The sequence below is a fragment of the Herminiimonas sp. KBW02 genome (assembly GCF_003852535.1).
Classification (GTDB): Bacteria; Pseudomonadota; Gammaproteobacteria; order Burkholderiales; family Burkholderiaceae_D; genus Oxalicibacterium.
On the sequence record NZ_QAJP01000008.1, the window covers coordinates 42,847 to 55,148 of the forward strand.

The following is a 12,302-nucleotide window of genomic DNA, read 5'->3' on the forward strand; positions in this document are numbered from 1 at the left end:
GGCACAGTTCCCAATGCACGATCAACGCTTGTTGATGAGGGATAACACGTAGAAATCAAAACGCTTCCGTTAAGGAAGCGTTCAGATTGATGCCTTGAAGCAAGGTGAAAAGCCAGGAATGCGAATTAATAAACGCCTTGCGCCAGGATCGCGTCTGCCAGCTTGACGAAGCCAGCGATATTCGCGCCATCAACATAGTTGATGGAACCATCAGCACGTTTGCCGTGGTGTGCGCAGTTGGCATGGATTTCTTTCATGATGCTATGCAAACGCTCGTCAACTTCCGCATGGTGCCAGGACAAGCGCAAGGCATTCTGCGACATTTCCAGACCCGAGGTAGCAACACCGCCTGCATTGCTCGCCTTGCCAGGTGCATACAGTATGCGTGCATTGATAAAGGCATCGACGGCTTCCAGCGTCGAAGGCATATTGGCACCCTCCGCTACACATACGACACCGTTCTTGATCAGGGTTGCTGCATCGCTGCCATCCAGTTCATTTTGCGTTGCGCAAGGCAATGCGATCTGAACCGGGATATGCCATGGGCGCTTGCCTGCTTCGTATTGCAATTTGAATTGCTTGGCGAACTCTTCGACGCGACCGCGCTTGACGTTCTTCAATTCCTTCATCGCTTCCAGCTTTTCTTCGTTGAAGCCATCCTTGTCGTAAACCGTGCCGCCGGAATCGGACATCGCAACGACCTTCGCATTCAGCTCCATCGCTTTTTCAACTGCAAACTGCGCAACGTTACCAGAGCCGGAAACCGAAACGGTCATGCCGTCGAAGGATTTGCCGCTGTGACGCAGCATCTCTTCAGCAAAGTAAACGGTGCCGTAACCGGTCGCTTCCGGGCGCATCAGGCTGCCACCGTAAGCCAGGCTTTTACCAGTGAAAACGGCTGAAGTATCATTCGACAGCTTTTTCATCATGCCGGCCATGTAACCGACCTCACGCGCACCGACGCCTATATCGCCAGCAGGAATATCGGTATCCGAACCGAGGTGACGATACAGTTCAAACATCAATGCCTGGCAGAAGCGCATGACTTCGCCGTCACTCTTGCCCTTGGGATCAAAATCGGAACCGCCCTTGCCGCCGCCCATAGGCAATGTGGTCAATGCATTCTTGAAGCTTTGCTCGAACGCGAGGAACTTCAGGATAGACAGATTGACCGACGGGTGGAAACGCATACCGCCCTTGAACGGACCAATCGCCGAGCTGTGCTGAATACGGAAAGCACGATTGACTTGCACCTGACCACGATCATCCACCCATGACACGCGGAATTGAATGACGCGCTCTGCCTCTACCAGTCTCTCCAGCAAACCATCCTTTGCATACTTCGGATTTTTTTCGATAAAAGGCCACAAGCTGAGCATGACCTCTTTAACAGCTTGCAAAAATTCTGGTTGATGAGGGTCGCGCTTGGCGACCATGGCAAGAAAGCCGTCCACGGTGGCGTGAGTCAAAATTGCTCCTAATATAAATGGGGGAAGTACGTATCCGGCTTAGTACCGGATCACAGTCTGCGATCGCAATTGATGTATAGCGTCGCTTTACTACGTGAAGGAATAGGCTGAATCTGCATCTTTCACAGAGCGCACTATTTTAGTGCAATTTGACAAGATACGCAGCTAAAAGCTATCTGCCATGTCACAAATATGTTGAAACACATCAAATGCTTATCGAAATCAGAACTGCCAGAAGGTAAATAAAGGGCCTACAGCACCATGAGTAAACGCACGTAAACAGTGCAAAATCTGTGATTAAAACAAACAGCCAGAGCAGTTGAGTATTCGCATGAGCATTGCCCCTAGTTTGCAAAGCAAAGTCGCCATTTAGCCGCATCTCAATGTTGCAGCCCGTTCGCATTTCAAGTTTGCCAGGGATATCTAGCCTTGCTGAATGTATGCTATCGACCAAAAGCGGGCATTCACCCCTTTCCCCCCATATTCACGGGATACTCATCAATGCGCCAGTCAGCGATGATCTGCATTTGAGCGGAATACATGCGTGACTGATGGCTTTATTTAAAATATCGAATCTAAATAACCGGAGAGGCAATAATGCTGCGAGATAAAAAACTGTGTAAGTTAGTTTTAGAAAGTGTCGTTGTCTCCGCATTGACTGCATTCACGTCATTTGCTTACTCCCAAAATACCGCCTCTCCCCGCGCTGAAACCATTTACTTGGGCGGCAGCATTCTCACTATGGCGGGCGACACCCCTCACTATGCAGAAGCAGTTGCCATTCAAAATGGAAAAATCATTAATGTTGGCTCAAAGGCTGCTGCTTTAAAGTTACGTGATGAGCGCACGCGCGTGGTTGATCTTGCCGGTAAAACCTTATTGCCGGGATTTATCGATGCTCATGGCCATGCCTGGATGACTGGATTCCAGAAATTATCCGCTAACCTTCTTCCTCCACCTGACGGAAAGGGCAGCGATATTCCCACTTTGGTTTCTTTGCTCAAGGACTGGCAAAGCAAAAATCAGGTTGCCATCGACAAGGTCGGCTGGATTATCGGGTTCGGTTACGATGACTCCCAACTTGCGGAGAAAAGACACCCAACGGCGACTGACCTCGATCAGGTATCGACTGACATCCCAGTCGTAGTTATTCATCAATCCAGTCATTTAGCCTCAATGAATCATAAGGCGCTGGAGATGGCCGGCATTACTTCCGAATCCCCAAATCCAGCTGGCGGCGTTATCCGACGCTTAGCTGATGGACGCACACCGGACGGTGTTTTAGAGGAAATGGCATTTTTTGGCCCGATGTTCAAGGTATTGGGCTCATTCGACCAGGATGTAAGTGAGAAAATTGCTCTTGCAGGTGTGGACTACTACATGCAGTTCGGCTTTACTACCGCTCAAGAAGGCCGCGCGAGTAAACAGATTACTCAAACCTGGAATAAACTGGCCAAAGAAGGAAAGCTAAAGATCGATGTCGCTGCTTACCCTGACCTTCAGGCGGAACAGGCGTTCATGAGTGCAACCGGCACCAAAAAGAGCTATAGCAATCACTTCCGTGTCGCCGGTGTCAAATTAAGTCTTGATGGCTCTCCGCAAGGCAAAACCGCGTGGCTAAGCAAACCATATGTTCATGCTCCTGCTGGACAGCCTGCCGACTATCGAGGTTACCCAGCGATTCCCAAAAATGATGATTTGCAATTATTGGTGAACCAGGCGTTCAAGCACAATTGGCAAATCCTGGCTCATACGAATGGCGATGCTGCCGCAGATGCCTTGATCAACGCTGTCGCCAAAGCCGAGAAGACGTATGGCAAAGGCGACCGTCGCACGGTCATGATTCATGCGCAAACGGTGCGTGAAGATCAGCTTGATCGCATGAAACAACTCGGCATTATTCCTTCATTCTTTTCCATGCATACCTTTTATTGGGGCGATTGGCATAGAGATGAAACACTCGGCAAGGATCGGGCATTTCGTATCTCACCAACACAGTCTGCACTGAAACGTGGGATGTGGTTCACCGAGCACCACGACGCGCCTGTGGCGTTACCAAGCAGCATTATGATCCTTCACACCACTGTGAATAGAACAACCCGCAGCGGTGCAGTTCTTGGAGAGGATCAACGGGTCAGCCCTTACATCGCATTGAAAAGCATCACCGACTGGGCATCACGACAGTATTTTGAAGAAAAGAACAAAGGAACGATTAGTGTCGGTAAGTTGGCTGACTTGGTCATTTTGGATAAAAATCCATTGAAAGTAGATCCTGCAACTATCCGCGACATTAAAGTGCTAGAGACGATCAAGGAAGGCAAGACCATCTTCTCTCAAGATTAAAGTGTTCGTTTAATTGCATTCGACGGTTGAAACCGCCGTCGAAAGCGGCCATTCAAGCAAGTCTAAAGATAACCTGACAACGTTGAGATCCGGCTAGATGGCAACTTTACTTTAAGCACTAATGGCAACAAGGATACCCATACTCAGCATTAATCAATCCTGGAAAGCTTCAAACCTGCTACGTATCAGGATGTCGCGAAAACGTTGTGCTGTAGGCGATAACGAACGATCCGCGTGCGTGATCAGCGACACTTCACGCCTGACATCAAAGTCCGCCAGATTGCGCATCACCAGGCCCAATCCGGTTGCCAGTTTAGTCAATGCAGTACTCATCACCGCGACCCCCAGTCCGGCCTCGACCATACCCACCATGGTCAGCGGCAAGTAAACCTCGTACAAGCGCGACAGTGTTACCCCCTCTATCGCCAATGCCTGATCCAGCCGGTCACGAATTGGATTACCTGCATGTGGACCGATTACCGGCACATCCGTCAAATCGCGCCAGCGTAAAACACGCTTATGCGCAAGCGCATGATCCGCGCGCATCACGACGACAAACGCATCAGTCGAAAGCAGGTAAGCAGTCAGATCGGGACGGTTCACGGATTCGGTACCGATACCGAAATCCACTTCACCCGAAGAGACCATCTTGGTCACCTGATGTTCGGCCACGTCGTGCAACTCAACTTTGACATCCGGGTAATCAAGTGCGAATTGCTTGATGTAGTACGGCAAGACCAGCGCAGCCTGCACCGAAGAGGCGGCGATCGAGACACGTCCTCGCCCCAGGGTCTTCAGTTCGCTCGAACTCAGGATCACGCTATCGATATCCGATACCGCTTTTTTCATCATGGGTAAAAGCTCGGCACCCGCCTGAGTAATGTGCAACTGCCGGGTATGGCGATCAAACAGGCGCAAGCCAAGATTGGCTTCCAGTTCATGCACCAGCGTGCTGACGGAGGACTGCGACAGATCCAGCTTATCCGCCGCGCGGGTAAAACTCTGCTCGGTAGCGACCGCGATAAATGCGCGTAACTGGCGCAAGGAAACGCTGTTATTGCTCATAGTATTCATAGCCTTACACGATTAATAAATTTGATTATATGTATTTACTGATACGTTGCAAACAATGATTATTCATTCGTCCGGGAAAGCACCGAGTTTGGTTGTTTAAGCCTACACAGAGCATCTCTACCAGCTCTCTCCTTCCTGGATAAACGAACGTACTCACAGCCTGCCCCGCGACATCATTGCGACGGCTCCGGGCCTGCATGGTGAGCAATTCATGACTCTTTAAGGAAAACCGATGAGAGATTTTGCGTACTTCGAACCAACCTCACTGGATGACGCGGTCACGCTGCTGCAGAGCTGCAAGGGTACTTTGCTGGCAGGTGGCACAGACCTGCTGGTGCAGATAAAGGAACATGTGCGTCAGCCCGACCATGTCATCAACATCAAAAAAATCCCTGGCATGAGCGGGCTTGATTACGACGAGCAAACCGGTTTGCGCATAGGCGCACTCACTACCACCCGCGCCGTCGAAACATCCGCCGTCGTGCAGCAGCACTATGCGAGCTTATGTCGTTCCGTGACCGACTTCGCGTCGATACAGGTGCGCAACCGCGCGACGGTAGTCGGCAATATCTGCCGTGCGTCGCCGTCGGCAGACACGCTGGCGCCGCTGATTGCCGACGGTGCCAGCGTGCAGATTTATGGCCCCGCTGGCTATCGCCAGGTAGCACTGGATGGATTCGTAACCGGTCCCGGGCAGACCGCGTTGGCCAGCGATGAAATCGTTACCCATCTCGTCATCCCGCCACCGCTGCCGCACACCGGCAAGGTCTATATCAAGCATGGTCGCCGCATCGCGATGGAACTCGCCACCGTCGGCGTCGCGGTGAGCCTGACGATGGACGGTCGCATCTGTCGCGACATACGCATCGTACTGGCAGCCGTTGCAGCGACGCCGCTACGCGCGACCAGTGCAGAACTCCTGTTGCGCGACCAGCACCTGGATACCCAGACCATCAACGCTGCGGCAGAAGCAGCCATGCATCAGTCACGTCCTATCAGCAATATCCGCGGCAGCGCTGACTACCGCAAACAAATGGTGAAGGTGCTCACACGCAGGGCAATAGAACAAGCCATCAAGGAGGCAGCATGAAGCAAATCATTCCCGTCACCATCAACGACGAAGCATGCGAGCTGGCGGTCGAACCTAATCGCACCCTGCTCGATGCATTGCGTACTGAAGGCGCACTGACCGGCACCAAGAAAGGTTGCGACGTCGGTGAATGCGGTTCATGCACAGTGATCCTGGATGGCAAGCCGGTCAATTCTTGCCTGGTGCTGGCGGTCGAAGTACGCAATCGTCACATCCAGACCATAGAAGGCATACAGACTTCATACGATGAAGTGCATCCGCTGCAGGACAACTTCATGCGCTGCGGCGCTGCCCAATGCGGCTTCTGTACTCCCGGCATTATCGTCATGGCAAAAGCCCTGCTCGATGAAAATCCGACACCGACTGAAGATGAAATCAAATTCGCGATCGCCGGGAATATCTGCCGTTGCACCGGCTATACCAAAATTATTGAAGCAATCAAGCTGACAGCAGCGCAGCAACATCAAAAAACGGAGGCTCCATGAGCGATCTCATCATAGGCCAGAGCGTCAAACGCACAGACTTGCTGGCTAAAGTAACGGGTAATGCCAAATACGTCGCCGACATGGGCATGCCTGGACTGCTGTACGGCAAAATGAAACGCTGCAACATTGCGCACGCGAAGATCAAGCGCATAGATACCAGCAAGGCACTTGAGCTGGCTGGCGTCAAAGCCATCCTCACACATGAAAACGTGCCACGCATCTTGCACGCAGGTTCACCGCATCCGCGTTCCGCCTCCGTCACTTGCGATCAGTACATACTCGATAACAAGGTGCGCTATTGGGGTGAAGGTGTCGCGGTAGTGGCAGCGATCAGCGAAGAAATTGCAGAGAAGGCGATAGCACTGATCGAAGTTGAATACGAAGAACTACCTGCAGTATTCACCGTCGAAGATGCGCAACGTCCGAATGCACCGCTGATCCATGACCGTCAACCCGGCGGCAATCTGGTACTCGATCCGGTGCAGTTCACGCGCGGCGATATAGAAGCAGGCTTTGCCGAAGCAGACATCATCATCGAAGGCGAATACGAAGGTGGCCGCCCCACTCCTGCCTACATGGAACCGAATGTCTGTACCTGCCAGTGGGATGGCAATGGCAACCTGACGGTCTGGATCTCGACCCAGACAGCCTTCATGGTGCGCGGCATCATGGCTGAAGTGATGGGCCTGCCTTTGCACAAAGTACGTGTACTGGTCGATCACATGGGGGGCGGCTTTGGTGCGAAACAGGATTTATTCCAGCATGAATTCCTGTGCGCATTACTGGCCAAGGAAACGCGGCGACCAGTGCGCATGGAATACAGTCGTGAAGAAACCTTCCTCGGCGGACGCTCGCGGCATCCAGCTAAAGTGTGGCTCAAACAAGGCTTTAAAAAAGACGGCACCATCACAGCACGACAAGCACGCGTGGTTTTCAATTCCGGTGCCTATGGTTCACACGGACCTGGCGTCACCATCGTCGGCACCTCGGCACTGCTGTCACTGTATCGCTGCGAAAACATCCATCTGGAAGGCCGCTGCGTCTACACCAACAGCCCGATCGCTGGTGCGTTCCGTGGCTATGGCGTGGTGCAGACCTATTACGCGCTCGACATCCAAATGGATGAAGCGGCAGAACGTCTGGGCATGGACCCGCTGCAACTCAAGCTGAAGAACGCAGTACGTGAAGGCGACATCGCGCCGTCCAACCACCCGCTCATCGGTCATGGCCTCGAGGATTGCATTAGCAAAGGTCGTGAAGTGACCGGCTGGGACCAGCTGCGCAAGCGCAAACGTGACCTCAGCGGACCTATGCGCAACGGCTGGGGCATAGGTTGCGAGATGCATGGCAGCAGCGCTTATCCTGGCATCAAGGAGCAAGGCAATGCCATCGTCAAAATGAACGAAGATGGTTCCGTGGTCTTGCTGACCGGCACCGCAGGCCTCGGTACCGGTGCGCATACCGCACTGGCACAAATCGTGGCTGCAGAACTCGGTGTGCAGTTCGATGCGGTGTCGGTGGTGCACGGCGATACCGATGTGGTGCCATGGGACATCGGTGCTTTCGCCAGCCACACTACCTTCATGGGTGGCCGCGCTGCGCAAATGGCGGCCGCCAATGTCAAAACTCAACTATTGGAACGCGCCGCCAAACAGCTCGAAACAGCTGCTGACAATCTGCTGGTTGACCAGGGCCGCATCACTATCCGCGACGGCAATGCAGCAGGCATCAGCGTAAGCGAAGCCGTCAGCGCCAAGAAAGGCATACCGGCAGCGCAACTGGTAGGCAGCGCCACCTATCATCCGACCAAGTCGTATTCGTTTGCCGCCCACTTTGTCGAAGTGAACGTAGATATTGAAACCGGCTACATCACCGTGGCTCAGGTCATACCCGTGCATGAAATCGGCAAAGTCATACACCCGGTTGGCGCAGCCGGCCAGATCGAAGGTGGCATACAGCAAGGCATAGGACATACGCTGTACGAGGACTATCAGATAGACATGCAGACCGGACGTTCACTGAATGCGAACTTCGTCGATTACAAAATGCCGCTATCGATGGATATGCCTCCTATCCACACACTCATCCTCGAGAGCGCACCTGATCCAGGTGGGCCCTTCGGTGCGAAAGGTGTAGGTGAGGATCCTATCGTGGCGATAGGCCCGGCGATCGCGAACGCGGTGTATGACGCCATCGGTGTGCGTTTCCATCACTATCCGATCAAACCGGAACAAGTGTTGCTGGCTTTGAAGCAGAAAGCAGAACAGGACGCGTCGGAGCAAACCGAACAGGAAGCGCTGGAGCAACAAGCGTAAAACTGGTACAGCAGAAACTAAAAGGCCGGACTAGCAATACTAGTCCGGCCTTTTTACTACGTTCATATTGCTGCGCTCAGAGTGGCGCCAATATCTGCTGCGCCCGCGCAATCGAATCAGGCGATATCTCCGCACGTATGCCATCAAACTTCGGCCCACGCGTCGCATCCAGTCCCATGCGCGAAGTAGTGCCGACGCCGGAAGCTGAAGGATCAAGCGCACTCCCCGGCAAGCCATCGACGATCACCACATCCTGATGCGGTTGCAAATGTGTCGCGATCGCCCACAGCACTTCCTCATCGCGTGTGATGTCGACGTCTTCATCGACCGCCACTACAGTTTTCAGATAAGGATCCCAGCCCAGCAGACCCAGCATCACCTGACGTGCCTCGCCCTGTCGCATTTGCTTAAGTGCGACGTAAGCATGGAAGTGTGTACCGGAACTCGGATAATGAACCGCAGTGACACTGGGGAAACGTTCACGCAGTTTTTCCACCATCTCCGATTCACGCGGTATGCGACCCAGATTCAAATGCTCGGCCGAGTTACCACCGACCACATCAACCAGGATGGTATCGTGTCGGCGTAATACCGTTTCGACCTTGAACAGATTGTTGGTCGATCTGTCCGACGAGTATCCAGTAAATTCTCCAAACGGCCCTTCATCCACGCGCGCTTCCGGATCGATCACACCTTCCAGCACGATCTCAGCCGATGCCGGTACTGCTATCCCGTACTTGGGCGTACGCACCACATCCAGCGGTGCGCCGAACAAGCCACCCGCGACATGACGTTCGTCTACACCAAACGGCAAACGTGCGGCACCTGCCAGCATGAACAAGGGATGCGCCCCTATCACCATAGCAATCCGCAACGGTTGCTTACGTTCAATCGCAATTTGCAGCAAACGCCACAAGTGTCCGCGTGAATGCAAGCTGGTCGCAATTTCGGTAGCTGAATGCAAAGTGGAACGGTGATAGCTCATATTGCCAACACCGGTGTCCGGATGTTCGGCCACGATCACCGCATTCGTAATGTATGGTCCTCTATCGGTAGCGAAGTGCTTGATGATGGGCAGTGTATGGAGATCGAAATTACTGTGCTGCACCGCATCCATGATCGGCCCGGTCGCAACCACATTTGGTGCTACCAGACGTCGTGCACGAGCCTGGTATTCTTCGTGCAGATGTTGCACTTCCACGCCCAGCATACGTGCTACGCGCTCGCGTGAAGCGAACATATTCGTCACCAGCCTCGCCCCCAGGTCGCGTACCTGATCAAATACCAGCAGCGGATGCTTACCCTGCCGCGCCAATTCCCACACGATGGAGGTCGGGTCCTGATCTGCACTAACCTCTTCCTTGATCGTCAAGGCATCATCCGGATAAGCTTGCAGATAGTCGCGCAGGAAGATGCGGAAATCCTGACTTCTGGAGAAATCAGGAATGTGTTTTTGTGTCATGCCGTGTCCTCTTTTACAGTTGGCTCATCAGCACATAAAGCTGGCGGACGATGCTGCACGCCCACCAGCTTTTTGCTTCGCATATACGCTATGAGGCTTACTTCACGCCGGCATAGGTATCGGTCAGGCGGGCTTGCGCTTCTTCCATCGTGCGCGGCGGCGGCGTCGTCTTGAGGCCGATCAGGCGTGCGATGTTATTGCCCATATAGTCTTCCAGGCCATCTTCATCCAGGCCCATGCCTTGCGGTGCAGGTGAGCACAGCACTTCCAGCTCACGCAGCCACATGCCAGGTTCGTTCGGTGGTGTATCGGTACCGAATACGATCTTGTTGCGCGGCAATTGCTTGGCGAATTCCACGATGCGTGACTGGAAGCACCAGCCCGATTCGCAGACCACATTAGGCGTATCCATCGCCATCCAGAATGCTTCGAACGAATAGTTACCACCGGTCTGAATACCGAAGTGACCGATGATGAAATTCACCATAGGGAACTCGCGGATGATCGGATAGAACTGGGTCGGGATGGTGTAAGGACCGTCCCCTGTGTGGATCAGTACAACGATGTTGTACTTCGCGCACATTTTCATCGCAGGACGCAGCCAGTCCAGCGCACGATCCGGGCGATAGCCGTGCATATTGGCGTGCAGCTTGAGCATCTTGAAGCCATATTCCTTGACGTGGAACTCCAGCTCCAGCGCGCCTTCTTCAGGGCCCCAGCGCGGATTGAAGGTGAAGTTGCCGATGAAGCGGTCAGGATATTTTTGGCACAGCTCCGCGATGTAAGCCATGTAGTCACGTATCCCGTCACGGCCACGACGGTTGCCGTCACGATAGCCGGTATTGCCTGGTGGCGGCTGGATGAAACCCATGTCGATGCGGCGTGGTTTGCCGTTGATCATGTAAGGTCCGTCCATCATTTTAAGCATACGCTCGCCATTGAATGGTTCGCCGGTGTGACGCCATGCTTCATCCACCAGATTGGTTGGGTGCAGATGAGTATCAATAATCATTTGTAGACTCCAGAATTAAGTGTGGGGAGCACGCAAGTAAGAGAGGCAATTAATGCCTGCTTACTTGTGCTTGCTGCCTGCCAGGCGCAATTGCGCCTCTTCGAGATTGCGTGGTGGCGGAGTGGTTTCGAGACCGATCATGCGGGCCACGTTGTTGCCCAGGTAGTCTTCCAACGTATCCTCATCCAGGTTCAGGCCTTGCGGCGGCTCGAAGCACAGCACTTCCAGCAAACGCAACCACATGCCTGGCTCATTCGGCGGGGTATCCGAACCGAACAGAACTTTGTGTTTAGGCAGCACCTTGGTGAATTCCACTATGCGTGACTGCAGGCACCAGCCGGATTCGCAATACACGTTAGGCAGGTCCATCGCCATCTGGAATGGTTCAAAGCAATAGACGCCACCGGTCTGCACACCAAAGTGCGCCATGATGAAATTCACGGTCGGGAATTCCTTGATCATCGGCACCCATTCAGTCGGGATGCTGTATGGACCGTCGCCGGTATGCAGCTTCACCAGCAAGCCGAGCTCTGCACATTTCTTCAACGCAGGTCGCAGCCAGTCGAGTGCGCGATCGGGTCGATAGGCGTGCATATTGGCCTGGAACTGGACCATCTTGAAGCCCAGTTCTTTCGCGTAATACTCGATGGCTTCGACGCCATTTTCAACACCGCAACGCGGGTTGTAGACGAAGCAGCCGATCAGGCGATCAGGGTATTTTTTCACCATCTCGACGGTATAAGCCATGTAGGCGTCGATGGATTCACGGCCATTGAGGTCGCCGTCGGTCCAGGTATAAATCGTGTTGCCTTGCGGTGGTTGTATGAAGGCCTTATCGATACGGCGTGGCTTGCCGTTGATCGTAAAAGGGCCATCCATCATTTTGATCAGCCGTTCGCCAGTGAAAGGTTCACCGTCATGGCGCCAGGCAAGATCGACTAGATTAGTGGGGTAACAACTGGTGTCGACTATCATGTGGATCTCCTCACAGTACATCAGGTTAGGATTACGCAAGTCTCATATCGAGATTTACGCTCTGCTTTCTGGAGGAC

Annotated in this window: 9 protein-coding genes; 4 read left to right on the top strand and 5 right to left on the bottom strand. The window is 53.3% G+C overall.

Annotation, left to right across the window (positions count from 1 at the left end):
• Window positions 1-125: 125 nt before the first annotated feature.
• On the bottom strand, window positions 126-1,469 hold the full coding sequence (gdhA, locus tag DBR37_RS13485) for an NADP-specific glutamate dehydrogenase (protein WP_124575011.1): 1,344 nt from the start codon (window positions 1,467-1,469) through the stop codon (window positions 126-128).
• Between the two features lie 597 nt (window positions 1,470-2,066).
• Between gdhA and DBR37_RS13490 the strand changes: the two genes are divergently transcribed.
• Window positions 2,067-3,812: an amidohydrolase gene (locus DBR37_RS13490; protein WP_124575012.1), complete on the top strand. Its 1,746-nt coding sequence runs from the start codon at window positions 2,067-2,069 to the stop codon at window positions 3,810-3,812.
• A gap of 153 nt (window positions 3,813-3,965) precedes the next feature.
• Here DBR37_RS13490 and DBR37_RS13495 read toward each other — a convergent pair whose 3' ends face one another.
• Window positions 3,966-4,877, bottom strand: coding sequence for a LysR family transcriptional regulator (locus DBR37_RS13495; RefSeq protein WP_370454257.1), 912 nt, complete (start codon window positions 4,875-4,877; stop codon window positions 3,966-3,968).
• A 241-nt stretch (window positions 4,878-5,118) separates the two neighbouring features.
• On the opposite strand from DBR37_RS13495, the gene DBR37_RS13500 reads away from it, so the two are divergent.
• The 3 genes from DBR37_RS13500 to DBR37_RS13510 are packed head-to-tail and all read left to right on the top strand — an operon-like array spanning window position 5,119 to window position 8,776.
• Complete coding sequence (locus tag DBR37_RS13500) at window positions 5,119-5,976, top strand: xanthine dehydrogenase family protein subunit M (protein WP_124575014.1); 858 nt, start codon at window positions 5,119-5,121, stop codon at window positions 5,974-5,976.
• A complete protein-coding gene (locus DBR37_RS13505; RefSeq protein ID WP_124575015.1) occupies window positions 5,973-6,461 on the top strand; it encodes a (2Fe-2S)-binding protein in 489 nt (162 codons plus the stop codon). The genes DBR37_RS13500 and DBR37_RS13505 overlap by 4 nt, the downstream gene beginning before the upstream one ends.
• Window positions 6,458-8,776: a xanthine dehydrogenase family protein molybdopterin-binding subunit gene (locus DBR37_RS13510; RefSeq protein ID WP_124575016.1), complete on the top strand. Its 2,319-nt coding sequence runs from the start codon at window positions 6,458-6,460 to the stop codon at window positions 8,774-8,776. Before DBR37_RS13505 ends, DBR37_RS13510 begins: the two co-directional genes overlap by 4 nt.
• A gap of 76 nt (window positions 8,777-8,852) precedes the next feature.
• Here DBR37_RS13510 and DBR37_RS13515 read toward each other — a convergent pair whose 3' ends face one another.
• The 3 genes from DBR37_RS13515 to DBR37_RS13525 all read right to left on the bottom strand — a co-directional run bounded on the left by DBR37_RS13515 (window position 8,853) and on the right by DBR37_RS13525 (window position 12,225).
• Window positions 8,853-10,238 (bottom strand): UbiD family decarboxylase, encoded by a 1,386-nt coding sequence (locus DBR37_RS13515; protein WP_124575017.1) that lies wholly within the window; start codon window positions 10,236-10,238, stop codon window positions 8,853-8,855.
• A 97-nt stretch (window positions 10,239-10,335) separates the two neighbouring features.
• Window positions 10,336-11,250, bottom strand: coding sequence for an amidohydrolase family protein (locus DBR37_RS13520; protein ID WP_124575018.1), 915 nt, complete (start codon window positions 11,248-11,250; stop codon window positions 10,336-10,338).
• 60 nt (window positions 11,251-11,310) lie between these two features.
• Window positions 11,311-12,225, bottom strand: a complete 915-nt coding sequence (locus DBR37_RS13525) for an amidohydrolase family protein (RefSeq protein ID WP_124575019.1) — start codon at window positions 12,223-12,225, stop codon at window positions 11,311-11,313.
• Window positions 12,226-12,302: the final 77 nt, after the last annotated feature.